This is a genomic window from Chryseobacterium sp. UF-81 (assembly GCF_058245105.1).
In genome coordinates this window covers 353,825-378,540 of sequence record NZ_JBSIBX010000002.1, presented here as the reverse complement: position 1 = coordinate 378,540, position 24,716 = coordinate 353,825, and the positions used below count along the sequence as shown (strand labels likewise).

General features: G+C 37.5%; 22 protein-coding genes and 1 riboswitch. Of the genes, 4 read left to right on the top strand and 18 right to left on the bottom strand.

What is annotated here, in order from left to right; all coding sequences use genetic code 11:
* Positions 1-6 precede the first annotated feature (6 nt).
* The 5 genes from AC4IFE_RS04800 to AC4IFE_RS04780 form a co-directional block, all read right to left on the bottom strand.
* The gene (locus tag AC4IFE_RS04800; protein WP_490755264.1) at positions 7-1,032 is read right to left on the bottom strand and encodes a fatty acid desaturase family protein; all 1,026 of its coding nucleotides are present in this window, start codon (positions 1,030-1,032) and stop codon (positions 7-9) included.
* 149 nt (positions 1,033-1,181) lie between these two features.
* Positions 1,182-2,192 (bottom strand): homocysteine S-methyltransferase family protein, encoded by a 1,011-nt coding sequence (locus AC4IFE_RS04795; protein ID WP_490755262.1) that lies wholly within the window; start codon positions 2,190-2,192, stop codon positions 1,182-1,184.
* 78 nt (positions 2,193-2,270) lie between these two features.
* On the bottom strand, positions 2,271-3,431 hold the full coding sequence (locus AC4IFE_RS04790; RefSeq protein ID WP_490755260.1) for an O-succinylhomoserine sulfhydrylase: 1,161 nt from the start codon (positions 3,429-3,431) through the stop codon (positions 2,271-2,273).
* A 92-nt stretch (positions 3,432-3,523) separates the two neighbouring features.
* A complete protein-coding gene (locus tag AC4IFE_RS04785) occupies positions 3,524-5,062 on the bottom strand; it encodes an ACT domain-containing protein (protein ID WP_490755259.1) in 1,539 nt (512 codons plus the stop codon).
* Between the two features lies 1 nt (position 5,063).
* Entirely contained in the window at positions 5,064-6,002 is a 939-nt protein-coding gene (locus tag AC4IFE_RS04780; RefSeq protein WP_490755258.1) for an alpha/beta fold hydrolase, read from the bottom strand.
* A gap of 58 nt (positions 6,003-6,060) precedes the next feature.
* A riboswitch (SAM riboswitch) is annotated at positions 6,061-6,167 on the bottom strand.
* Positions 6,168-6,354: 187 nt separating this feature from the next.
* Between AC4IFE_RS04780 and AC4IFE_RS04775 the strand changes: the two genes are divergently transcribed.
* Positions 6,355-8,970, top strand: a complete 2,616-nt coding sequence (locus AC4IFE_RS04775) for an MGH1-like glycoside hydrolase domain-containing protein (protein WP_490755257.1) — start codon at positions 6,355-6,357, stop codon at positions 8,968-8,970.
* 50 nt (positions 8,971-9,020) lie between these two features.
* Here AC4IFE_RS04775 and AC4IFE_RS04770 read toward each other — a convergent pair whose 3' ends face one another.
* From AC4IFE_RS04770 to AC4IFE_RS04740, 7 genes are all read right to left on the bottom strand, one after another.
* Positions 9,021-9,440 (bottom strand): OsmC family protein, encoded by a 420-nt coding sequence (locus AC4IFE_RS04770; protein WP_490755256.1) that lies wholly within the window; start codon positions 9,438-9,440, stop codon positions 9,021-9,023.
* Positions 9,441-9,510: 70 nt separating this feature from the next.
* The gene (locus AC4IFE_RS04765; protein ID WP_490755255.1) at positions 9,511-10,833 is read right to left on the bottom strand and encodes a DUF58 domain-containing protein; all 1,323 of its coding nucleotides are present in this window, start codon (positions 10,831-10,833) and stop codon (positions 9,511-9,513) included.
* A gap of 99 nt (positions 10,834-10,932) precedes the next feature.
* A complete protein-coding gene (locus tag AC4IFE_RS04760) occupies positions 10,933-11,964 on the bottom strand; it encodes an AAA family ATPase (protein ID WP_490755254.1) in 1,032 nt (343 codons plus the stop codon).
* Positions 11,965-12,072: 108 nt separating this feature from the next.
* Positions 12,073-13,230, bottom strand: coding sequence for a DUF4350 family protein (locus AC4IFE_RS04755; RefSeq protein WP_490755253.1), 1,158 nt, complete (start codon positions 13,228-13,230; stop codon positions 12,073-12,075).
* 14 nt (positions 13,231-13,244) lie between these two features.
* Complete coding sequence (locus AC4IFE_RS04750; protein WP_490755252.1) at positions 13,245-14,042, bottom strand: DUF4129 domain-containing protein; 798 nt, start codon at positions 14,040-14,042, stop codon at positions 13,245-13,247.
* Positions 14,035-14,997, bottom strand: coding sequence for a DUF4013 domain-containing protein (locus tag AC4IFE_RS04745; RefSeq protein WP_490755250.1), 963 nt, complete (start codon positions 14,995-14,997; stop codon positions 14,035-14,037). The genes AC4IFE_RS04750 and AC4IFE_RS04745 overlap by 8 nt, the downstream gene beginning before the upstream one ends.
* Positions 14,981-15,964, bottom strand: coding sequence for a stage II sporulation protein M (locus tag AC4IFE_RS04740; RefSeq protein ID WP_490755249.1), 984 nt, complete (start codon positions 15,962-15,964; stop codon positions 14,981-14,983). The genes AC4IFE_RS04745 and AC4IFE_RS04740 overlap by 17 nt, the downstream gene beginning before the upstream one ends.
* A gap of 27 nt (positions 15,965-15,991) precedes the next feature.
* Here AC4IFE_RS04740 and AC4IFE_RS04735 point away from each other — a divergent pair, with 27 nt between their 5' ends.
* Together AC4IFE_RS04735 and AC4IFE_RS04730 are read left to right on the top strand one after the other, a co-directional pair.
* Complete coding sequence (locus AC4IFE_RS04735) at positions 15,992-16,741, top strand: RDD family protein (protein WP_490755248.1); 750 nt, start codon at positions 15,992-15,994, stop codon at positions 16,739-16,741.
* A gap of 237 nt (positions 16,742-16,978) precedes the next feature.
* Entirely contained in the window at positions 16,979-17,269 is a 291-nt protein-coding gene (locus tag AC4IFE_RS04730) for a GNAT family N-acetyltransferase (protein ID WP_490755247.1), read from the top strand.
* On the opposite strand, the gene AC4IFE_RS04725 is transcribed toward AC4IFE_RS04730, so the two are convergent.
* From AC4IFE_RS04725 to smpB, 5 genes are all read right to left on the bottom strand, one after another.
* Entirely contained in the window at positions 17,258-18,229 is a 972-nt protein-coding gene (locus tag AC4IFE_RS04725; protein ID WP_490755246.1) for a glycosyltransferase family protein, read from the bottom strand. The genes AC4IFE_RS04730 and AC4IFE_RS04725 overlap by 12 nt on opposite strands.
* A complete protein-coding gene (locus AC4IFE_RS04720; RefSeq protein ID WP_490755245.1) occupies positions 18,230-19,054 on the bottom strand; it encodes a UDP-2,3-diacylglucosamine diphosphatase in 825 nt (274 codons plus the stop codon).
* A gap of 56 nt (positions 19,055-19,110) precedes the next feature.
* Positions 19,111-19,851 (bottom strand): YebC/PmpR family DNA-binding transcriptional regulator, encoded by a 741-nt coding sequence (locus tag AC4IFE_RS04715; protein ID WP_490755244.1) that lies wholly within the window; start codon positions 19,849-19,851, stop codon positions 19,111-19,113.
* Between the two features lie 93 nt (positions 19,852-19,944).
* On the bottom strand, positions 19,945-21,432 hold the full coding sequence (locus AC4IFE_RS04710; RefSeq protein ID WP_490755243.1) for an OmpA family protein: 1,488 nt from the start codon (positions 21,430-21,432) through the stop codon (positions 19,945-19,947).
* A 77-nt stretch (positions 21,433-21,509) separates the two neighbouring features.
* Entirely contained in the window at positions 21,510-21,968 is a 459-nt protein-coding gene (smpB, locus tag AC4IFE_RS04705) for an SsrA-binding protein SmpB (protein ID WP_111957158.1), read from the bottom strand.
* Between the two features lie 190 nt (positions 21,969-22,158).
* On the opposite strand from smpB, the gene AC4IFE_RS04700 reads away from it, so the two are divergent.
* Entirely contained in the window at positions 22,159-23,781 is a 1,623-nt protein-coding gene (locus AC4IFE_RS04700) for an ABC-F family ATP-binding cassette domain-containing protein (protein WP_111957156.1), read from the top strand.
* 88 nt (positions 23,782-23,869) lie between these two features.
* Here AC4IFE_RS04700 and AC4IFE_RS04695 read toward each other — a convergent pair whose 3' ends face one another.
* Positions 23,870-24,682: a M48 family metallopeptidase gene (locus AC4IFE_RS04695; protein WP_436807389.1), complete on the bottom strand. Its 813-nt coding sequence runs from the start codon at positions 24,680-24,682 to the stop codon at positions 23,870-23,872.
* Positions 24,683-24,716: the final 34 nt, after the last annotated feature.

Sequence of the window (24,716 nt, the reverse complement as noted above, 5' to 3'; positions counted from 1 at the left end):
TAATTTTTATTCTTCTAAAATATAATAGGCATTGTTTGCATTCTGCCGCAGCAGGTCTACATGCTTGCCTAAAGCAGTAAAAATTGGAAATCTTTTATATTCCAAGCCATGTTCTTTTGCAAATTCTTCGATCTCTTCTGTGATCTCGTTATAATACATATAGCTGTAATTCGGAAAAAGATGATGGGCTACATGAAAATTAAAATTTCCTAAAATATTTCTCACCAGCCAGTTATTTTCTTTTAAATCATTGGTTACTTCAAACTGGTGACGGAGCCAGCTGAACGGAAGCCCGTTTTTTGTATCCAGTTTTGGGAAAGCATTATCCGGAAGCGGATGCAAAGGCAATAATACAAACAATGCAAAAATGCTCGCTGCAATGATCTGAAGACCCCATGCTCCCAGAGCCAGGCCTATGGATACTTTAAAGAACAGGATAGGCACTATAATCTGATAAAAGAAATAGAACAGTTTGTAAATAACCATTTTTATTTTTTCAATAAAAGGAATTGCACCCTGTGTCTTTAAAATCACTCTTTCTTTATCAAAAAAGTCTCTGAAATCCCTGATAAACATCCAGTTGAAAAGGTAAAGAGGATACACCATGAAGAAAAATCTGTGTTGATATTTCTGAATCCCTTTGGCCTTAACCCACGGAATAATTAAAAGCAGACCGCTCTGCTCAATATCCGTATCCCATCCGTCCACATTCGGGTAGGCATGATGGCTGGCAATATGTCTTTTTTTCCAGATGTATGAATTGGCTCCTACAAAGTCAAAAATATGCAGTACCAGCGAGTTCAGTCTTTTACTTTTATAAATGTTATTGTGAGCTGCTTCATGGATCAGGTTTAAATAAATCAGCACCAAGGAGATTCCCATTAAAACAAAGCTTCCGATATATATCCATGGTTTGTCGGCATTAAATAAAGCAAAGAAATACAACGCAAAATAGACCAAAGGCAGGATAACCGCTTTGATCTGAATATAAACATCCCTGTTTTCGGGAATTTGTTCTAAACGCTGATTCACTTTTTTTCTTAGTTCATTAAAAAGTCTTATATCCTCTGAATTTTTCAAGTAACTTGGCTTTTCCATAATGTTAAATTTTGTGACTTATTTAAAGATAACATTTATAATCAAGCACTTACTCCTTATTTTAATTAAAAAAATCTATTAAATCAGACAAATTTTTTCAATTTTCTTGGAGCATATTCTGCTACCAGATCTGCAATAGCCCTGATGTGATCCGGCGTTGTTCCGCAGCATCCGCCTATGATATTGATCAATCCTTTCTCTACATATTCTTTGATCTGTCTTGCCATATCTTCCGGTGTCTCATCATATTTTCCAAAAGCATTCGGAAGCCCGGCATTTGGATAGGCCGAAACATAAAATTCTGAATTATGGGCTAATGTTTCCAGATACGGTGTCAGCTGATCCGCACCAAGCGCACAGTTGAAACCTACACTCAGTAAGTTGAGATGTGATACTGAGATCAGGAATGCCTCTGCAGTCTGTCCGCTTAAAGTTCTTCCTGAAGCATCTGTGATGGTCCCTGAAACCATAATGGGAATTTTTATATTTCTTTCTTCCTGAATCTCATCAATAGCAAAAAGAGCTGCTTTTGCATTCAGGGTATCGAAGATGGTTTCTACCAGAAGAATGTCCGAACCACCATCAAGCAAAGCTTCACACTGCTGTTTGTAGGCTAGTCTTAATTCTTCAAAAGTAATTGCTCTGTAGCCCGGATCATTGACATCCGGACTTAAGCTTGCCGTTCTGTTGGTAGGTCCTATGGAACCGGCAACAAACCTGGGTTTCTTCGGGTTTTTAGCTGTAAATTCATCACATGCTTTCCTGGCAATTTTTGCTGACTCATAGTTCAGGTCGTACACCAGATCTTCCATATGATAATCTGCCATTGCAATAGTGGTACCGGAGAATGTATTGGTTTCTATAATGTCTGCTCCTGCCTCCAGGTATTTTTTATGAACCTCTTCAATCGCCTGAGGCTGGGTCAAAGAAAGCAGATCATTATTTCCTTTTACCGGATGTTCCCAGTCTTTGAAACGTTCTCCACGATAATCTTCTTCTTCAAACTTGTAACGCTGAAGCATGGTTCCCATAGCTCCGTCAAGAATTAATATTCTCTCGGATATTGCCTGGTATAGTTGTTCTGAATTTTTCATTTTTAAATTATCTTTTGATCGCTAATTGTTATTAATAGGACTGTCATCCTGTGGCAGGTAAAGCCAGTTCCTGTTGAGTTAATCTAGGGCCTGCTTCAGATCCGCTATCACATCATCTACATGTTCAAGACCTACGGAACAGCGTACCAGCCCTGCGGTAATACCTACTTCATTTCTTTCCTCATCGGTCAGTTTTGAGTGGGTAGTTGATGCGGGATGAGTTACGATGGTTCTTGTATCTCCTAAATTGGCAGAAAGTGAGCACAGTTTTATTTTATCCAGGAAGTTTCTTCCCCCTTCTATTCCTCCTTTAATTTCAAAAGCTACGATATTTCCGCCCAATTTCATCTGTTTTTTAGCAATTTCATAACTAGGGTGGGATTTTAGGAAAGGATATTTTACAAGCTCTACATTGGAGTGGTTTTCTAAAAATTCAGCTACTTTTAAGGCATTTTCACAATGCTTTTCAACACGGATAGCCAATGTTTCAAGACTTTTTGATAATACCCAAGCGTTGAAAGGCGACATTGCAGGTCCTGTATTTCTTGCAAAAAGATAAATCTCTCTGATCAGATCGGCTTTTCCTACGGCTACTCCACCTAATACCCTTCCCTGACCGTCAATAAGTTTCGTTGCAGAATGTACAACAATGTCTGCACCATATTTAATGGGCTGCTGCAGATATGGTGTTGCAAAACAGTTATCTACAATAAAGATAAGGTTATGCTTCTTCGCAATCTGTCCGAAAAACTCAAGATCCAGAATCTCAATAGCCGGATTGGTAGGCGTTTCCAGGTACAGGATCTTTGTATTGGGCTTAATATACTGCTCTACATTTTCCGCATCTCCAGCTTTAAAGTAAGTGGTTTCAATATTCCATTTCGGGAAATATTTTGTAAACAAGGTATGTGTAGATCCGAACACCGACTGGCAGCTGACGATATGATCGCCTGCATCCAATAAAGCCGCAAATGTTGAGTAAATGGCAGCCATTCCCGTTGCAAACGCATATCCCGCCTCTGCACCTTCCATTATTACAATTTTATCCGTGAATTCTGTCACGTTCGGGTTTGAAAAACGGCTGTATAAGTTTTTAGGCTTTTCTTCAGCAAAGCTTGCTCTCATATCTTCTGCATCCTGAAATATAAAGCTGGATGTAAGATATAATGGTGTTGTATGTTCGTCAAACTGCGTTCTTTCAGTTTGTGTTCTTATCGCTGATGTTTCAAAATTCTCCATATAGTTTTAAAATGTAGCAATGTATCAGTTTAACAGTGTAACAATAAGATCATTGGTAAATTAGTACATTGTTAAATTGTTATATTAAATTATTATTTCGTTTCACTTACTCTTAAAATATCTCCGAAAACTCCTCTTGCTGTTACCTGGGCTCCGGCTCCGGCTCCCATGATTACGATTGGGTTCTCACCATAACTTTCGGTATAGATCTCAAAAATAGAATCTGAACCTTTCAGCTGACCTAATGCAGAGGTGCCGGGTACAGAAACCAGTTTCACATCGAGCTGTCCTTTGTCTTTCTGAAGGTCACCATGAAGATCGCCTACATAACGAAGCACATGTCCGGGCTCCTGACCTTCTTTAATTTTCCGGTATTCTTCATCCAGCTCATCCAGCCTTGAGATAAATTCGTTTTTATCTACAGACAGAAGATTTTCAGGAATTAAATTTTGAATATCAATATCCTGGAATTCATTGATCAGATCTAATTCTCTTGCCAGAATGAGAAGTTTTCTTGCCACATCGTTTCCGGAAAGGTCTTCACGCGGATCAGGTTCTGTATACCCTTTTTCCATTGCTTCTCCGATAATCGTTGAGAATTTATCATTTCTTACAGAGAAATTATTAAAGATATAGCTTAATGATCCTGAGAAAACCCCTTTTATTCTGGTAATATTTTCTCCTGAAAGATGGAGTAATTTTATGGTATCAATCAATGGCAAACCTGCTCCCACATTAGTTTCATAGAGATAGCGTCTGTTATTTTTACTCAACGTATATCTTAGTTTACGATATTCCTCTATGGGAAGTGTATTGAAAATTTTATTGGACGAAACCAGGTCAAAACCGTTTTCAGCGAGTGCATGATAGTTTTTTACAAAATCTTTGCTTGCTGTATTGTCTACTACAATCAGGTTTTCCAGCTGATTTTCTTTTGAAAAATTAATCAGCTCTTCAACATTTGAGGGATGATGTGCTGTCAAGACCTCATCATTCCAGTCCGCATTGAAACCTTTTTTATTGAATGCAATCTTTCTTGAATTGGCAACTGCAACCACTTTAAGATCTATCTTTTTACGTCTTCTTATTTCTTCAGACGACTGTAACACCTGCTCTATTAATGTTTTCCCAACGTTTCCGTGACCAATGATCGCCAGGTGAACAGTTTTAGGCTTTTTGAAAATTTCGGATTCAATGATATTTTTCGTTTTCTCATCCTGGGAAGAGGTAACGACAATATTGACTCTTTTTTCGGCCGCCACCTGGTTGAGAAGAAGTGGAAAGACATTATTTCTGGCTAATTCTGCTAGAACTTTATTAAAATCTTCCGCTACAAATCCAAGTACGGAAACATTATTGATGCTGTAAATCTGTGAAACCTTTCCTGATTTTCTTTCTGCTTCAAATTCGTCGATCAGGCAGGTAACTGCTTTTTCTGCATCGGCTTCATTGACCAGAATGGATATTCCGTTTTCAATGGCCTGTTGGGAGATCACTCCTACACTGATGCGCGCCAAAGTAAGCGCCTTAAAAATTCTTCCGTCGATCCCGATTTCACCCAGGAAATCTTCTCCTTCAAACTTGATGATTGATCTGTTTCTTAAAAACTTTATTTCGTTGGCATTTCTCATTCTACAAAATATTTTTTATGATAGTATTTAATTGTTCGTATTCCATTAGGAAGGCATCATGCCCGTGAATTGACTGTATTTCATGATAGAAAACCTCTTTGTTTTTCTCTTTCAGCTGTTCAAAGCACATTCGGATTTCCGAAGCAGGGAAAAATAAATCTGTGTCCACTGCGATAAGGTGCATTCGGGCACCGATTTTTTCCAACTTTTCTTCTTCGGCATTAATATTCATCAGCAGATGGTTCATGAGCTTATATGATTTTAAACTAAATCTTTCGTTCAATGAATTTCCGTGATAAACCAGCCAGTCTTCTGACTTTAACCGCTGTTTTTTATAGTCGTATCTGTTTTGAAATCTGTCATTTAAGGATTGAGGGGTTCTGTAACACAGCATCGCATGGATTCTTGCTTTCTGCAGGGGTTCATCATTTCCATTCAGCAGAAATTTCTGAACCAGGCACTGCGCGTGAAGCCAGTCGTGGGTTTTAAAATCACAGGCAATGGGAATAAAAATCTCTGCCAACTGTGGTTGTTTGGCAAGCATTTCCCACGCAATCCCTCCTCCGAGAGAACCTCCGATAATGGCGTATAATTTTTTGATGTGTAAAGCTTCGAGGCCTTTCAGAAATATTTCAGCAATATCTGATGGCGTGAAGTCTTCGTATTCGTCAATTAAAAAATGATCATATCCGTTTCCGGGAATATTGAAACACAGAACTGTATATTGAGTCGTATCAATAACCTCATTTTCACCGATCAGCTTTTTCCACCATCCTTTTTCTCCGGAAACATTTGAATTTCCGGTTAAGGCATGATTTACCAATATAACAGGTGCTGTAAACAGGTCTTTCCCGAAGACCTGATAAGTCAACGGGATATTGTATTCCTTTTGGGAATGGGTACGATACGAAAGATTAATATAGTTTAGTTCTGTTTTCAATTCTATTATTTTAATACAATTGAAAATGCCACAGGAAATGGCTGAAAAGAACTTCAGTAAGTTATCTGTCCAAAATAAATTGGTAGAACGTAGCACCTTCTCTGCTTGCACAAAGGGTTGCTAAGGTTTCATAGGGTCTAATCCCTCAACCTTTCTTGATAACATTTTCAATATTTGAATGAACGCTCTGCAAAGATAAGTCTTTTCTTTTAAAATTAAAAAGAAAAAATATTTAATATTTAAAAACACTGTAATAATAAGCGTTTCAGGGCTATGTTAATAATTCTTCAGGTGAGAGGAATTGGAATTATTTTTCAAAAAAACTAACTTCGTATTGAAAAAGTGATGAAATATGACTGTTGAGAAAGAAAGATTACAAGATTCTAAATGGAAAAACTGGGGTCCATACGTCAGTAACCGGCAATGGGGAAATGTACGTGAAGACTACAGCCCGAACGGAAATGCCTGGCATTACGCCAACCATAATAATGCAGAAAGTTATGCCTACCGATGGGGGGAAGAAGGGATCGCCGGGATTTCTGATGTAAAGCAGATTTTCTGTTTTGCCTTTTCCTTCTGGAATAAAAAAGATAAAATCGTAAAAGAACGTTTTTTTGGCTTAAGCAATCCTCAGGGTAACCACGGAGAGGATATCAAAGAAATTTTTTACTACTTAGATAATACACCTACCCACAGCTATATGAAAATGGTGTATAAATATCCTATCAATCCGTTTCCTTATGATGATCTTGTTGCCGAAAACGGAAGACGAAGCAAAAAGGAACCTGAATATGAACTATTTGATACCGGAATTTTTAATAATGATGAATATTTTGATATTTTCATTGAATACTGTAAAGCAGACCACAATGATATTCTTGCAAGGGTAACCATCCATAACCGGAGCCTGCAGGATGCTCCCATCGTTATAGCTCCTACTGCATGGTTCCGAAATAACTGGAAATGGGGCTATAATACTTATAAAGCCCAGATGAATGCGTCATATGACGGATGCATTGATATTAATCATGACAGCATTTCGATTAAAAAGCTTTATTCAAGAAATCTGGCTGCTAAAAGTGCTTTCTGCGAAAATGAAACAAATACTCCGAAATTATACGGAGCACCTTATCCTGGAAACACCTATTTTAAAGACGGAATAAATGATCATATCATCTATGGAAGCAATACGGTAAATCCGGAAAAGAGAGGCACCAAAGCCTCCTTCATTATCGATGAAATGATTGGGGCCGGACAATCCAAAACTTTTGATTTCAGGTTGTGCCCTGATGAAACGGATGAACCCTTTGATAAGTTTGACGAAATTTTCAGTACAAGAATTGCCGAAGCAGATGAGTTTTACAATGACATCCAGAGTGAAACAACTAATGAAGACGAAAGGAATGTCCAGCGTCAGGCTTTTGCAGGACTTCTCTGGAATAAACAGTTCTATCATTATAATGTAGGGAAATGGCTGAAAGGTGACCCTAATCATAAGGCTCCCAGAAATTTTAATGAGTATGTAAGAAATACAGAATGGAATCATCTTCACAATAAGGATATCATTTCCATGCCTGATAAATGGGAATATCCATGGTATGCAACGTGGGACCTGGCATTTCACTGCGTTCCTTTTTCTATTATTGACGGTGAATTTGCAAAAGGGCAGCTTCTGCTTTTGACAAAGGAATGGTATATGCATCCGAATGGCCAGCTTCCTGCCTATGAATGGAACCTGAGCGACGTAAATCCACCGGTACACGCATGGTCCTGTTTCCGGGTTTTCAAAATTGATGAAAAGCAAAACGGTAAACCTGATCTTTTATTTCTCGAAAAAGTTTTCCAGAAACTGCTCCTGAACTTTACATGGTGGGTCAACCGAAAGGATAAAAGCGGTAACAATATTTTTGGAGGAGGTTTCCTTGGTCTGGACAATATTGGTGCTTTTGACCGTAATATGGAACTGAAAGACGGACAACACCTTGAACAGGCCGACGGAACAAGCTGGATGGCGATGTACGCTCTTAATATGATGCGGATTGCTATGGAACTTGCCCAATACTACCAGGTTTACGAAGATATGGCGATCAAGTTTTTTGAACATTATCTGTATATCGCTGAAGCCATGGAAAATCTGGGTGACGGTAAGGAAGGTTTATGGAATGAGGAGGATGGATTTTTCTATGATGTACTGCAGCTCGGTAACGGGGACAGTGTTTCCTTGAAATTAAGAAGCATCGTAGGATTGATCCCGATGTTTGCCGTGGAAATTGTAGACCATAAATTACTGGAGAAAATGCCTAATTTCCAGGCAAGAATGGATTGGGTATTAAAAAACAAGCCGGAACTTACAAAGCTTGTTTCTCACTGGGATGAGGAAGGACAGGGAAGAAAACATCTGATGAGCATTTTGCGCAAAAACAGGCTGACAAAGGTTTTGAGAAGGATGCTTGATGAAAACGAATTTCTAAGTTCTTACGGGATCCGCGCCATGTCAAAAGTGTATGAAGAAAACCCGTTTGTATTCTCTGTTCATGGGACAGAAAATATAGTGTATTATACTCCTGCAGAAAGCGACAGCCGGATGTTCGGTGGTAACAGCAACTGGAGAGGCCCTATCTGGTTTCCTATCAACTTCCTGATTGTGGAAAGCTTACAGCGTTTCCATTTTTACTATGGCAACAGCTTAAAGGTAGAATTCCCTACCGGAAGCGGAGAGAAGAAAAACCTGGATGAAGTCGCCCAGAATATCAGCAAAAGATTATGCTCTTTATTTTTAAAGGATGAAGACGGGCAGAGGCCTTTCAACGGAGGCAATGCCAAATTTAATTATGATGAACATTTTAAGGATTATATTACTTTCTTTGAATATTTCCATGGAGACAATGGCCGTGGTGTAGGAGCTTCCCATCAGACAGGATGGACTGCAACGGTTGCCAAGCTTATGAAACCCAGATTAACGATATAAAAGCGGCCGGCCCAAATGGGCCGGCCGCTTTTATATTCAATTAAAAATAACTAAACTACCTCTCCATTCACCAAAACTTCATACCCGATTTCTACATTAGGCTCTAAAGTTTTTGATACGGAACAGTATTTCTCAAAAGACAGTTGGGCTGCTTTCAATGCTTTTTTAGGATCAATATTTCCTTCTAAAAGAAATTTCACTTTGATAGATTTAAATGGCTTTGCATCTTCTACAGGAACTCTTTCCCCTTCTACTTCTGCCCTGAAACCTGTGATTTCCTGACGTTGTTTTTTCAGAATAGCCACCACATCTATTCCACTGCATCCGGCTACGGCCATGAGTACACTTTCCATAGGAGAAACGCCTTTAGCTCCCGGCTGTGAGGTATTGTCCAAAAGGATCGAATTCCCCTGGGAATTGGTACATTCAAATAAAAAATCGTCGTTGAGTCTGTTGAGTGTTATTTTCATTTTTAATTTTTAAAGATTCCTCGACTTCATTCAGAATGACTGAAGCCTTTAGATTTATATTAAAGCAAAATTATAAAATTCCCCGCGCTTTTATTTCCAAATATTTATTGATAACGTCAATATTTAAGTTTTCAGGCAGTGTGTATACGGTGTAAATCCCATATTTCCTCAGTTCCTGAATGATCAGTTTCTTTTCAAATTCAAATTTTTCAGCGATAATCTCGTCATAAATTTCCTGCATGCTTTCTGGATTTTTATGGATAAGGGTCTGTAATTCTGAATTTTTAAAAAATACAACAACCAACAAATGGTTTTTGGCAATACCACGGAGGTATTTCAGTTGCCGGTTTAATCCGTCAAGAGTTTCAAAATTGGTAAAAAGCAAAACAAGGCTCCTCTGGTTCAGAGAATATTTTACATCCTGGTACAGACGATTAAAATCACTCTCAAAAAAATCGGTTTTAATATTGTACAGTGCTTCTGAGATCTTTTTCAGCTGTCCCGATTTGTTTTCGGCCGCAATTTTATTCTCGGTCTTTTTAGAGAAGGTCATCATTCCGGCCCGGTCGCCTTTCTTCAGAATGATGTGGGAAAGAGCCATAGCTGCATTGATTGAATAATCCAGCAAGCTCAACCCATTGAAAGGCATTTTCATTGTCCTTCCTTTATCAATCAGAATAAAGATGCGCTGAGATTTTTCATCCTGAAACTGATTGACCATCAGGCGGTTCGTTTTAGAAGTAGCTTTCCAGTTAATCGTTCTGATATCATCTCCGGGAACATATTCTTTGATCTGTTCAAATTCCATGGTATGCCCCAGTTTTCTGATCTTTTTGATTCCTCCCAACATAAATTCGCTTTGCAGTGCCATCAGTTCATATTTTCTGAGATGAACAAAAGACGGATAGGCAGGCAGCATAGCATCTTTCTGGAAATTAAATCTTCTGGCAACAAATCCTAATGGTGAAGAAGCATAGACATTCAGATTTCCGAAACTGTATTCTCCTCTTTCTTTAGGCTCCAGACTGTACTGAAAATAAGTATTCTTACCTGATTCAATATCTTTTGTAATCAAAAAGTCCCGTTTCTGGAACTGAAAAGGAATTTCATCAATGATCTTTGTGCTGATCTTAAAACCGTAATTATTTTTAATATCGATTTTTACAAAATTTTCATCCCCGTTGGACAGCTTCTCCGGCAGTATTCTTTGGGCAAGCACAGCATTTTTCTGATTAAACAGTAAAAGATAATCTACCATTGCCGCTAGAAAACATAGCAGTAATAGAATATGGGCCGCCCACATCAGAACCGGAAAGAAAAAAGCGAGGACATACACTATCCCTACTCCGATGAGCGAAAAGAAAAATCGTGTATTGATGTATAGGTTTTTCATTTTTTTCAGGGATTAGGGGATAGGTTTTAGGGATTAGGGACTTAACGGCGATTAATAATTACCTGTTAGACCTAATCCCTAAAACCTAATCCCTACAATCTATCTCGGAATTTCTATTCCTTCTAAAATCTGACGTATGATTTCATCTGCGGTAAGACCTTCCATCTCTCTTTCCGGAGAAACGATTACCCTGTGTCTTAATACGGCGTAGCTTGCCTCTTTAATATCTTCAGGTGTTACGAAATCTCTTCCTCTGAGTGCAGCGAAAGATTTGGAAGCCGTAAGAAGAGCCAGTGAAGCTCTTGGAGAAGCTCCCAGATACAGGAACTGGTTCTCTCTTGTATTGACAATAATTTTGGCAATATATTCCATGAGCTGAGATTCTACGATGATCTCTTTTACCAGGTGCTGATAGCTTTTCAGCTGCTCAGCAGTAATAACACGGTTGATGCCATCAGTTTTGTCTTCTTTTTTACTTTCGTGCTGGTTTCTGATAATGGCTATTTCCTGTTCAAGATTCGGATATCCCACATTGATTTTGAACAGAAAACGGTCCAGCTGGGCTTCGGGAAGCCTGTAGGTTCCTTCATGCTCTATAGGGTTCTGGGTAGCCACTACCAGGAATGGCTCATCCATTATATAACGGGTCCCGTCCATGGTGATCTGTCTTTCTTCCATTACCTCGAACAATGCCGCCTGGGTTTTCGCCGGCGATCTGTTGATCTCATCAATTAATATAAAGCTGGAAAAGATAGGCCCTTTTTTAAATTCAAATTCAGAGTTTTTTACACTGAAAACAGAGGTTCCCAGAATATCGGAAGGCATAAGATCGGGCGTAAACTGGATTCTGCTGAAACCTACGTCAATAGTTTTCGCCAGAAGCTTGGCTGTAATGGTTTTTGCCACTCCCGGAACACCTTCAATCAATACATGCCCGTTGGATAAAAGGGCTGCAATAAGATGCTCGACCATGCTTTCCTGTCCAACGATAACTTTGGCTATTTCGGATTTCACTTTATCTAAACTGGCGCGTAACTCAATCATATCAATCCGCGACTGAAACTGATCTTCTTTTTTATTTAGATTGATAGAACTTTGATTCTCTACATTCTGGTTTTCAAAATTTTCCATAATTATATTTTTTCAATATACAATGTAACCGTTTAACAATACAGCACCCGATATTTCTGCTTATCCTCTACTCTCTTGTTACATTATTACATTACTAGATTGTTATATTTATTTAAGTATTTCATCAAGAAGTTTATTCATTCTCACAAGGTCTTCTTTCATCACACTTGCATAAGGATCCTGCCCTTTTCTGATCAAAGCTATAGCTTCATCAATCATTTCCATTGGCTTCCCGGTTTTTAAATGAAGCTTTTTTGCAAATTCTCCATCCAGATTCTGAGTATCAATCAGCAGATCCATTCTTATTTTATTCAGAAAATACTGGGCTTTTTTAGCCATCATATCATGAAAGTTTCCTTCCTGAAGATAGAGATTTCCAATGCTTTTTACAAAATCTACCGAAGTATTTCTCAGTGGTTCCAAAACAGGGACTATCCGCTGTTTTCTTTTTGCATTAAAGAAAATAAACAGTACAAGCCCGCCTAAAAAGATCCACCAGGCATACTTCAATGCAGGATTGGACAAGACGAATCTCATGAAGAAACGTGAAACCTTGGTGTCGTTATCCACAAACCAGATGGTTTCCCTATCCTGAAGATACGAAAAAACATCCTGTGTATATTTTAAGCTTCCAGGTTTTAAAAGATAATAATTGGTCAGAAAAAGCGGTTCACTATGCACATAGATCGTTCCTTTTCCAAAGCTGGTCTTAATAAAATTTGCCTGGTCCGAATTGTTCTTTTCCACTGTTTTACCCAGGACTTCCACCTTAGGTTTAATATATGAAAATCCTCTGCCCGACGGAAACTTATCTAATTTAATAAAATCATTCTGATATTTTGTATCTGTAAGTTTCAGTACATTTTCTTCTTCAAAAGAAATATCTGAGCTATGATAGCCAATACTGTCTGAAATATCTTTTGAAATCCGGCTCATCAGAATCATCGCATCTGAACCGTTTGATACCTGGTCCAGAATTTTTTTCCAGGATTCTGTATCCAGATCTTTTTCTATGACAATGATATTATGCGGGGCTTTTTTTCTCTGGTTATAGTAATCGTAAGGGGTTTCTTCTGTCCTCTTTAGGTTATTCTTAAACAAAGCTTTGGCTTCATTATTAAAAACAAATAGGCCGAACGGAGATTTTTCGTTGATGTTAAAATTTTTACGCCAGTCTGTTGTTTCTTTTTTATTGACTTCAAGCAACGCCAGAATAAGCATCACAACGATGAATATCACAGCATATATTTTGAAGGTTTTTTTCATGGTTAATGGTTTAATTACGGTTTAAATGCCTGGTATTGATCTTTAAATTTCAGGTAAGCGTGTTCATCAATGGTGAACTCACCATACCAAACATAATCAAAGATATAAGACAGTCCGGAAAAATCATTTTTCAGATATTCTGTTTTAAGCTCCATCAGATAATCTTTATTGGTCTTTTCAGGATTCCAGTTTATATGCTTTTTATCACTCAGCTTTTTCAGGGTAAACAGAAACTGGTAACGAACCGCTGAACGGTAATCACCTTCCCTTTCAAATTTTGCAATACTTTCAGGAAAATTGATCTCATGGATATTCTCATGAAGCTCTTGTGCATTAATATCCACTTTTTTATTTTTTTTGCCGAAGAAAAAGTTTCCGTCTTTGCCCATTAAATATTTAATGATAAAATAAAGTAAAAATCCTACCAGAATAATTGCAAAAAGACGGATAAGAATGGTGGTTATTTTTGCAGAATTGGTAAAAACAGTTTCTCCAAAAATACTTTGCAGAATCTTATCTATTTTCCTCATCAGTTTCTGGAAGAAAGATTCTTTTGGCTTCGAAACCGAATAATCAAATTCTTTTCCTTTATATCTTGACTGAATATTCTCTTTGAACTTCTTTGGGTAAATCTGGTTCTCTGAAACTGGTTTTCTGATGAGTACAGAATCTGCCCGGAGCATATTTCTGTAATGCCCGGTTCCCAGAGAATCTACCATATAGTCTTCTACCGTTGCAGGTTCATGGTCATCCTGTGCATGAACAGGACCAATGGAGAAAAAAAGCAGCAGAAAAAAAAGAAATTTATTCATTAATGCCTATGGTTTCTATTTCTTCAAGTTCAACTTTCTGGTGAAGATCCGTTCTGCTGTCATAATACATCAGTCCGGCATTGATATACATCAGATTGGAAAGGAGTAACGATACAAGCATTGAAATTCCATAGAATATAAAGAAAATGATTCCTACTGCTCCTGTAAAGGGATTTTCTTCAAAATTTCCATTTGGAGCGGATGTCAGAAGTGATCCGTAAACAAAGAACATCGGAATAAATGTAAATACAGAAGTTATCATGTACATGATAATGAACATGATAATGGATGCTCCCCAATATTTCCAGTATGGGGATTTTTCGTTTCCGTTAGGGTAAGAAAACTGAGATCTTATGGAATAACTCAAACTTTCTATAAAGCCTCTTTTCGTATTAAAATAATCATACATCAGAAATGCTGAAACATTGAATGCGGTAGGATAAACAAGCAGCATCAGGAAAAAGCCAATGATAATCAGCATCAATACATAAGAGAACCCTACCAGGATCATCATTATGGGAAGCACAATAAAGAGCATTCCTATGCACATTTTAACAATTCTTCCCGCATTTTGTTTAAAATCGCCCAGGATTTCGTCTGTTTTTATCTTTTGGGCTCCTTCAGTAATCCTTTTCAGGTAGAAAACCGGATACAGATAATTAACGATTCCCAAAAGGACAAAAAGTATAAAAACCAGTATTCCGGCAATGATCAGCATTCCGGCATTTTCCGAAAAATACCTTTCAAAATAGTAACTTTCTCCACTGATATTGGACCCTACAAGCTGTCCGAAAATTTCTCTAAAGCCAAAAATTACCACTGCAACTGTTAAGATTAGCAGCAGTCCGTTGATCAGGATATAGTTTTTGAAATAGTTTTTTCCATATACTTTGAAAAAATTAAAGCTGTCACTGATGAAAGCTCCAAATTCTCTTTTTTTATAAAATTGCATCATGGGTGTGATTATTAATTTTTTTATAAACTACCGAAGGATAAACAAAGTAGTAAAATCCTATAATAGCAAGTGAACTGATTATTATGGTAAGGTTTACCGCCAGCGGCATTTTCAAAGCATGTCTGGTTACATAACCTTCGATAATTCCTGCACAAATGGTAAACGGAATGGTACTGAGAAAGATCTTAAAAGAATCTTTAAATCCTTTTTTAAAGGAATTGAATCTTGAAAATGTTCTCGGGAACAGAATGCTCGCTCCCAGAATCAGTCCACACATGGCTTCTACAACCATTGCAAAGATCTCGAAAACACCGTGAAGCCAGATTCCTCTCGCACTGTCTTTCAAAGCACCGTAATCATAGAAAAAATATTGAAAAGATCCCAGCATAACACTGTTGGAAAGCAGAGCAAACAATGTCCCTACTCCTCCCGCAATGCCATAAATATATAATTTCGCCCCTACTCCGATGTTGTTGAAAATGATCCCAATGGTGCTTCCCCAGGTAGAACCACTCTGGTAAACCCCTACAGCATTTCCTTTTTTAATATTTTCTATGGTCTCATTAACATAATTTTCTCCAAGAATGATATTCGCAAAGTCTTTATCATACGCTCCTGAAAGTACACCGATTGAGGTAAACAGAATAAAAAACAGAAAAGCATACATAAGGTATCTTCTGTAATGGTGTACCAGCAGGGGAACTTCTGTCCTGAAGAAATAGATGAATCTGTTCTCTTCTACCCTTTTGGTTTTATAGATTTTCTGGAATATCTGCGAAGACAGATGATTCAGATATACTGTGGTATTGCTTTTAGGATAATAGGTCTGTGCAAATGAAAGATCATTGATCAGGTTGATATACAGCGAAGACAGGTCATCAGGATTTTTTTTTATTTTCCCTTGAATAACCTGTTCAATTCCCAACCATTTTTCTTTATTTTGTTTAATGAAATAAACTTCTCTCATAATTGTAAGGCTAAAATAATAAAAATTATGTCTCAAATTGCGATAAATACCTCACAAAATGTAAATATTAATTTTAATATTGCCAGTGTTGGAGAAAGAATGCTTGCCTTCATTATCGATCTTTTGATAAAGGTTGCTTATGTCGTTATTGTATTCTATCTTTTCTTCAATGTTTTTGATCTAGGGTATTTATTGGCAGGACTGGATCAATGGTCTGTTATGGCGGTTTATATTGTTCTTACATTTCCTGTTTATATTTATCCCGTTGTTTTAGAAAGCCTGATGGAAGGACAGACTCCCGGGAAAAAACTGATGAAAATCCGGGTAGTAAAAATCGACGGTTACCAGGCGAGCTTTGGTGATTATCTGATCCGCTGGGTTTTCAGACTGATCGATACTTCAGCGGCCGGTGTTGTAGGCCTGATCTCCATGATTGTTTCTAAAAATAACCAACGCCTGGGTGATATTGCTTCCGGCACTGCCGTGATCTCTTTAAAGAATACTATCAATATTTCCCATACTATCTTAGAAAATATTCATGAAGACTATGTACCCTCATTTCCTCAGGTCATTGCATTAAGCGATAATGATATGCGGATCATTAAAGATAATTATACCAAAGCCCTGAAAGTAGATGACCGCCAAATCATCAGCCGGCTTTCTGATAAGATCAAAAGCATTTTAAAACTGGAAATAGATCCGAAGAAGATGACGGAGAGACAGTTTATTAATGTGGTGATCAAGGACTATAATTACTATACGGGAAAGGATAATTGATGATGAAAATGTCAATGGTCAATTTGCTTCGCAAGTAAATAGTCAATTTTTAAACGCAGAAAATAAATTATTTGGCGAATTGATGATAAAAATATGATTGGTTTTTATACAGGTTAAATTGACTGCGAAGCACATTAACGATTGACTGTTCACAATCAACCATTACCAATTACTTATCATTCAGTCATAATATTTCGTCGGTGCAATTTTTGCATCTTTAAAACAAAGATTTGAATTATGAAATTTGAAAATAACAAATCAGGAAACGGTGGCGTTCTAACGCTGAACAATGAAATAAAAGAAGTCGGAAGACTTACGTATACTATTTTCCCGGAAGAAAGTAAATTTATAATTTCTTTCGTATTGGTACATCCTGAATTTGAAGGTCGCGGAATGGGAAAATATCTGGTAGAGGAAGCAATAAAATTTGCCAGAGAAAACAGCTGGAAAGTATACCCTCACTGTTCCTATGCAAGAGCTGTAATGACAAGAATGAGCGATGTGGATGATGTCTTTTTAAAGAACTAAAACTTCATTGACCAGAATCTCCTCAATATCATCCGGATAATCTACTTTTAAGTGATGATCTGCAGCTACCCATTCCATAATCTCCTGAAGATTTAGAACTTTAGAATTAGAGATTCCCATAAGATGTAAAGCACTGGCATTACATTCCTGTTCGTATTGGTTATGAATAGGAATCACAAACAGTTTTTTATCCAGGAAAAGTGCTTCTGCCGGAGTTTCAAAACCTGCATTACATAAGATACCATCGCAGCTTTCAAAGTATTTCAGATACTGAACTTCATCAATAGGGAAAACTTCTATATTTTTTATTTTAACCTGTGCTTTGCTGTATTTAGAAAATACTTTCCATTGTACCGGAATCTGTTTTAAAACCCTGATGATATTTTCATCTGCAAAGCTGGGAAGATAAACAAGATAATATCCTTTTTTGTCAGGATTGAGATTCCGAATTTTATGCCTGATTACCGGTTTTTTTATTTGAGGATGGTAATTTTCAAAATGAAAACCTATTTTTCTTTCACTGGGAACGTAATATTTCAGGATCAGTTCACCCAGAAAATCTTTCTTTTCAGGTTTTGGTGTTTCAGCGAAACTCATGGAAGCCTGATGACTCAGTTCAATCATTGGAAGCTTCTTCAGTTTACTGGCCCAACCAGTCAGGGGCTCGTAATCATTAATGATCAGATCGTATTGAGAAAGGTCCAGTTCCCGGATTGTTTTTACGGCTTCAAGAAATTTATTTTCAGTAAACGTTTTGCGATAGGATAAACCGCCTGTTTTGTTATAAAGCAGGGAAATGCCCTTATGCTTAAAGTTAACGTCAAAATCAGCCTTTAGCTGAGACTGATGACCACTGATCAATGTATCAACTGAAGCATATTTTTTGAGAATGGGAATTATTTCCTGAGCTCTGGCAATATGTCCGTTCCCTGTTCCTTGAAATGCATACAGTACTTTCATTTAAGAAAAATTAGTTACTATTTTCAGAAGCTCGGAACTGTCCATATCCTGGATTTCTTCTACTTCGTCGTCTTTAAGCGAATCTTTATGGTCGTCATAATAAAATATTTTCCATTCTTTATCATGATATTCAAGTGCGGAGAGATTTTCGATCCAGTCTCCGGAGTTAAGATAAGTACACGCTCCTTTTTTAGTAATGACTTCACGGATCTGAGGCTGATGGATATGTCCACAGATCACATAATCATAATGATTGTCAATGGCCAGTTCGGAAGCAGTCAATTCAAAGTCACCAATATATTTAACTGCTTTTTTTACATTATTTTTGATCTTCTTGGAAAACGAATATTTCTCTCTGCCCATTTTCTCTAAAAACCAGTTGATAATATTATTGATGACAATCAGGAGATCATAGCCTTTTCCGCCAAGCTTCGCGATCCATTTGGAATGCTGAACAGAGGCATCAAAAACATCTCCGTGAAAAATCCAGGTCTTCTTCTGATCAATATCAAGACAAATTTTGTTACAAACCTTTAGTTTTCCCAATTCAAAATCGGTAAACTTACGGAACATCTCATCATGGTTGCCTGTAATATAGTAGACCTGTGTATTTTTAGTAGCCAATGAAAGGATCTTTTTGATCACTTTCAAATGGGGTTTAGGGAAGTAAGACTTTTTAAACTGCCAGATATCAATGATATCACCATTCAAAACTAACGTTTTAGGCTGGATAGAATTCAGATAACGCAACAGTTCTTTAGCCTTACATCCATAAGTTCCCAAATGAACATCCGATATGACAACTAGCTCAACGTTTCTTTTCATAGTTTTATACAAAGAAACTAATTGAAAGTTAACTGTATATGAATGCTATATTATTTTTACAGTGAGTTCATCAGATCATCTGTGATTTCCATATTATGGTAAACGTTCTGCACATCATCATCATCTTCGAAGCGCTCAAGCATTTTCATATTGGCCTTGAACTGCTCTTCATTCACTTCTTTGGTATTGTTCGGAATTCTCTGAAGTTCCGCACTTTTTGCTTCGATCCCCAATTCGTCTAATTTATGTGACAATGAACCGAAATCTTCAAATGCTGTAGTAATCATCACTTCATCCTCATCTTTTTCTACATCTTCGGCACCTCCATCAATCATTTCCATTTCAAAATCGTCCCAATCCATCTTAATCTGAGCAAGATCCAGACTGAAAATTCCTTTTCTGTCGAAGATAAATGCTAATTCTCCATTCTTACCCAGGTTACCATCAAACTTGTTGAAAATTGCCCTTACATTGGCAACAGTTCTGGTTGTATTGTTGGTCGTGCATTCAACAAAGAAAGCAACGCCACCCTGTCCGTATCCTTCGTAAGTAACTTCTTCGTAGTTTTCAGCATCAGCACCACTCGCTTTTTTGATGGCTCTTTCTACGTTATCTTTGGGCATATTTGCACCCTTCGCATTCTGGATACATCTTCTTAAAGCAGGGTTGGCTTCAGGATCTGTTCCTCCGGCTTTTACTGCCAGTGCAATATCTTTACCGATCTTAGAGAATGTTTTGGCCATTTTATCCCATCTGGCCATTTTAGAAGCTTTTCTATATTCAAATGCTCTTCCCATTTTAATTTTTAAATTTCAACAAAATTAACTAAAAGTCAACAAAAAAAAAATACCCCCAAAAAATTGGAGGTATTTATTATTTAGAAAAATTAATTATTTTTTCTTTTTAACTACTTTTTTCTTAGTAGTTTTTTTCTTAGCTACCGCTTTTTTCACTGGAGCATCTTCGTAATCTTTCTTAGAGATTGCATTCCACTCGTTAGCATCTTCGATAGCAGTTACAATAACTTTTCTATCAGCTTGTCTTTCAGCATCAGAAGCTTTTTCAGAAACTGTAGCTTTAGTTTCACCAACTCCGATTGATTTAAGAGCTGCAGTATCTACTCCTCTAGCTTCTAAAGCAGAAACTACTGAAGCAGCTCTTTGTCTAGAAAGTTTCAAGTTGTATTCAGCAGCACCTTTAGCATCAGTTTGACCTTCAACTAGGTAGTTACCACCGTCAGTTTTGATGATTTTAGCAGCATTATCTAGTTTAGCGCTAGATTCTGGTCTGATAGTCGCTTTATTGAAGTCAAAGAAGATACCTTTAAGAGCTTCTGTAGTTTCAATAGCAGTTTGTTTCTTAGGCTTAGGACATCCGTTGTATTCTGGAAGACCTGGAACTGTAGGACAAGCGTCATCTTTATCCAAGATTCCGTCATTGTCAGTATCTGGCCAAGGACAACCGTTGTTTTCAGCAGGACCTGCTACTGTAGGACAAGCATCATCTTTATCGATAACACCGTCACCATCTGTATCTGGCCAAGGACAACCGTTGTTTTCAACTGGACCAGCTACTTCTGGACATTGATCGTCTTTATCTGGAACTCCGTCACCGTCAGTATCAGGACATCCTTGGAATTCTGGTAAACCAGGAGTATCTGGACAAAGATCATCTTTATCTAGGATACCATCCTTATCTCTATCTCTGTTACCAAATCTGAATAAGATTGATGCAGAAGCTTGCCAGAAGTTAGCAACTGTAGATTTATCACCTGGAGTTGATACATAATCACCCTGAACACCAAGACCGAAGTTCTTAGTTACCCAGAAGTTAGCACCAGCACCTGTAGAAACTGTAAAGTGGTTAGCTTTACCGTTTTCGTTACCACCATCTCCGTTAGAAACAGCTTCACCTTTGTAATCGTTTCTTGGGAAAGTAAGAGCAGTATAATCATGTCTCAGGTAGTTAGCACCAACTCTCAAATATGGATCGAACCAAGATTCTTCATTCCATAGAAGACCCGCTGCTTTAGCCTGGAAACCAAGACCTGTCATTAGGAAAAATTCTTTTCCCATGTTAAATCTCTTGTTATCTACATTACCTACAGAAGTCTGCCAGTCGATAACTAAACCTTTACCGATGTTTCTAGCAACTGTCAATTTAGATAATGGAGGTGTAATAGAGAAGTTGTTCATATTGAACATCGTCTTCGTTAAATTATTAGCAGAGAACGTATTACTGAATTTTGACTGTGCTGCCTTATGGTTTTCCGCATGAGCACCAACTCCGATTAACCACGGATTATTGGTAGTCTGGGCAAAGACAGTAGAGGCAACAGTAAGCGCCAATGCTGAAATTCCTAATTTTAGATTTTTCATAGAATTAAATGATTAAATAATTGATAATGCAAAATAAATATAATTTTTCTTTATATACAAAGTTTTTTGAATGATTTTTAACTTTTCTTTAATATTCTGTCCAGGTTACGTTTATTTTCTCTATCTTTTATCGCCTCCCTTTTATCAAAGAGTTTTTTCCCTCTAGCAAGCGCAATGAGCACCTTTGCTTTACCCTTGTCTGTGATATATAGCTTAAGAGGTATAATTGTGTTACCAGCATCCTTTAACTTTTTTTCAAGTTTCTGCAATTCTTTTTTGTGCAAGAGCAATTTCCGTTCCCTTTTTGTTTTGTGATTGTAAAAAGTTCCCAATTTATACTCATCAATCATCATATTGATAATGTATAACTCCCCATCAATAAACTGACAGAAAGATTCTGTAATGGATGCTTTGGATGAGCGTAAAGATTTTATTTCCGTACCCGTAAGCACCATCCCTGCTTCAAATTCTTCAAGGATTTCATACTCAAAACGGGCTCGTCTGTTTAATATGCTTACTGTTTTTTCGATCTTCATTATAAAAAATTCGTGATTATACTGATTGGGTTCGTTCAATCTTTCATTAAATCGCCCCTTCGGGACTTCCCTCTGTTTATTTCGTTAGTGAAATATAGAAAAAATACGCCATATTTAAAAACTTGACTATTACATTATTACGAAATACCCAAATTCTTTTCGTAATTTTGCGCCAAATTTACAAAACTATATGTTAACAGTATCTAACTTATCTTTACAATTCGGGAAAAGAGTTCTTTTTGACGAGGTAAATATTATGTTTACCAAAGGAAACTGCTACGGGATTATCGGAGCAAACGGTGCGGGGAAATCTACATTCCTTAAAATATTAACAGGAAAGCAGGATCCTACTACAGGGCATGTATCTTTGGAGCCGGGGAAAAGAATGTCAGTTTTGGAGCAGGATCACTTTGCTTATGATCAGTTTACTGTTCTTGAGGCTGTTTTAAGAGGAAATAAGAAATTATACGAAATAAAAGAAGAAATGGATTCTTTATATGCTAAAGAAGACTTTTCTGATGAAGACGGAATCAAAGCAGGTGAACTGGGTGTAATATACGATGAAATGGGAGGATGGACTGCAGAGTCTGATGCACAGACCATGCTTTCAAATGTTGGGATTAAAGATGATATGCACTGGCAGATGATGAGCGAACTTGAGAACAAGGACAAGGTAAAGGTTCTTTTGGCTCAGGCTCTTTTTGGAAATCCGGATGTACTGATCCTGGATGAACCTACGAATGACCTTGACATTGATACGATCTCTTGGTTGGAAGATTTCCTTGCTGATTATGAAAACACGGTAATCGTTGTTTCTCACGACCGTCACTTCCTGGATACAGTTTGTACGCACATCGGAGATTTGGATTATGCAAAACTTAACCTTTATACAGGTAACTATACTTTCTGGTACCAGGCTTCTCAGCTTGCCACAAGACAAAGAGCTCAGGCTAATAAGAAAGCAGAAGAAAAGAAGAAAGAACTTCAGGACTTCATCGCAAGATTCAGCTCGAACGTTGCAAAGGCAAAACAGGCTACAGCCAGAAAGAAAATGATTGATAAACTGAACATCGATGATATCAAACCTTCTTCAAGAAGATACCCGGCCATTATTTTCGAAATGGAAAGAGAGGCAGGAGATCAGATTCTAGATGTAAAAGGTCTTGAAAAAACAAAAGACGGAGAACTTTTATTCTCAAACATTGATTTAAACCTTAAGAAAGGTGATAAAGTTGCTGTGTTGTCTAAAAACTCTTTAGCGATCACAGAATTTTTTGAGATCCTGGCAGGAAATGTTCAGGCAGATAAAGGAACAGTAGCCTGGGGAGTTACCACAAACCAGTCTCACATGCCTTTAGATAACACTAATTTCTTCCAGGAAGATTTAAGCCTGGTTGACTGGTTAAGACAATTCACCAAAAATGATGAAGAGCGTCATGAAGAATTTGTAAGAGGATTCTTGGGAAGAATGCTCTTCTCCGGTGATGAAGCTTTAAAATCCTGTAAAGTACTTTCAGGAGGTGAAAAAATGAGATGCATGTTCAGCAGAATGATGCTTCAGAAAGCCAATGTTTTATTATTGGACGAACCTACCAACCACCTGGATCTTGAAAGTATCACAACTTTGAACAACTCATTGTCCAACTTCAAAGGAAACCTTTTATTAGCGTCTCATGACCACGAAATGCTTCAAACAGTTTGTAACCGAATCATTGAACTGACCCCATCAGGAATCATTGACAGAGAAATGACTTACGATGAATATCTTGCAGACAAAAAAGTAAAAGAAATCAGAGAAAAAATGTATTCTTAATTTTTCAGGACACATTAAAACTGAATACAAGTAAAATTCCTCAAAGATAACTTTGAGGAATTTTTATTTTAAATGAAGATTGAATTAATTATTTGGTCAGCTTCGTTTTAGGAATAGCAATCGTTCCCGGATCTTTCCACAAACCATCCTTCTCAGCTCTCTTCTTAATTGCCTGCGCTCTTTTTTCACTGTCAGGGTGAGAGTTGAACATTTTTTGAAAACCAGTCTGAGTGCTTCCTTCCGAAAGCAAGGCCAGCTTTTTGAATGCAGAATACGCCCCTACTACGTTATAGTTATTAGCTTTCATAAAATCATAAGAGTAAGTATCTGCCTCTGATTCCTGTTTTTTGCTGTGTGAAGCATCCAGAAAAGCATTAGCCATCTGCCCTATCTGACTATCATTTAACGTTGCTACAGCTCCTGATGCTGATGATGCCGCATCCAGTGCCGCTGCCTTCAGGTAAGCAGATTTAATGGCGTCTTTGGTGTCCTGATTCTTTACGTGCCCGATTTCATGCCCGATTACTGCTAATAATTCATCATCCGTCATGATATCCATTAATGAAGAAAATACCCGAACGCTTCCGTCTGCACATGCAAAAGCATTAATATCCTTCACTTTATAAACTTTATAGTTCAAAGCAAGCCCGTCCTGAGATTTGTGTTTGCCGAAAAGTTTGTTCAGTCTTACTGTATAAGGATCTTTAGGTCCTGCGACAGGATTGTTCTTGTCCATCCAGTCAACAGATTCTTTTGACAGTTTCACAGCATCTTCATTGGTAAAAGTAAGGGCTTTTGCTCCTTTAGAAACAACGCCTGCAGCTTTTCCAAGATTAATTTTCTGTGCCGATACAGCATTCATAGCGCCTAAGAATAAAAGGCAGAGTGTAATTTTTTTCATGATTATTTTAATTTGGACCGCGAAGATAGATATT

Coding starts and splice junctions, on each gene's coding strand:
- AC4IFE_RS04745 (WP_490755250.1), bottom strand. CDS start 14,997: ATGATGCAATTTTATAAAAAAAGAGAATTTGGAGCTTTCATCAGTGAC.
- AC4IFE_RS04715 (WP_490755244.1), bottom strand. CDS start 19,851: ATGGGAAGAGCATTTGAATATAGAAAAGCTTCTAAAATGGCCAGATGG.
- AC4IFE_RS04790 (WP_490755260.1), bottom strand. CDS start 3,431: ATGGAGAATTTTGAAACATCAGCGATAAGAACACAAACTGAAAGAACG.
- AC4IFE_RS04695 (WP_436807389.1), bottom strand. CDS start 24,682: ATGAAAAAAATTACACTCTGCCTTTTATTCTTAGGCGCTATGAATGCT.
- AC4IFE_RS04740 (WP_490755249.1), bottom strand. CDS start 15,964: ATGAGAGAAGTTTATTTCATTAAACAAAATAAAGAAAAATGGTTGGGA.
- AC4IFE_RS04760 (WP_490755254.1), bottom strand. CDS start 11,964: ATGGAAAATTTTGAAAACCAGAATGTAGAGAATCAAAGTTCTATCAAT.
- AC4IFE_RS04710 (WP_490755243.1), bottom strand. CDS start 21,432: ATGAAAAATCTAAAATTAGGAATTTCAGCATTGGCGCTTACTGTTGCC.
- AC4IFE_RS04750 (WP_490755252.1), bottom strand. CDS start 14,042: ATGAATAAATTTCTTTTTTTTCTGCTGCTTTTTTTCTCCATTGGTCCT.
- AC4IFE_RS04785 (WP_490755259.1), bottom strand. CDS start 5,062: ATGAGAAATGCCAACGAAATAAAGTTTTTAAGAAACAGATCAATCATC.
- AC4IFE_RS04795 (WP_490755262.1), bottom strand. CDS start 2,192: ATGAAAAATTCAGAACAACTATACCAGGCAATATCCGAGAGAATATTA.
- AC4IFE_RS04735 (WP_490755248.1), top strand. CDS start 15,992: ATGTCTCAAATTGCGATAAATACCTCACAAAATGTAAATATTAATTTT.
- AC4IFE_RS04775 (WP_490755257.1), top strand. CDS start 6,355: ATGACTGTTGAGAAAGAAAGATTACAAGATTCTAAATGGAAAAACTGG.
- AC4IFE_RS04720 (WP_490755245.1), bottom strand. CDS start 19,054: ATGAAAAGAAACGTTGAGCTAGTTGTCATATCGGATGTTCATTTGGGA.
- AC4IFE_RS04755 (WP_490755253.1), bottom strand. CDS start 13,230: ATGAAAAAAACCTTCAAAATATATGCTGTGATATTCATCGTTGTGATG.
- AC4IFE_RS04730 (WP_490755247.1), top strand. CDS start 16,979: ATGAAATTTGAAAATAACAAATCAGGAAACGGTGGCGTTCTAACGCTG.
- AC4IFE_RS04770 (WP_490755256.1), bottom strand. CDS start 9,440: ATGAAAATAACACTCAACAGACTCAACGACGATTTTTTATTTGAATGT.
- AC4IFE_RS04700 (WP_111957156.1), top strand. CDS start 22,159: ATGTTAACAGTATCTAACTTATCTTTACAATTCGGGAAAAGAGTTCTT.
- AC4IFE_RS04725 (WP_490755246.1), bottom strand. CDS start 18,229: ATGAAAGTACTGTATGCATTTCAAGGAACAGGGAACGGACATATTGCC.
- smpB (WP_111957158.1), bottom strand. CDS start 21,968: ATGAAGATCGAAAAAACAGTAAGCATATTAAACAGACGAGCCCGTTTT.
- AC4IFE_RS04765 (WP_490755255.1), bottom strand. CDS start 10,833: ATGAAAAACCTATACATCAATACACGATTTTTCTTTTCGCTCATCGGA.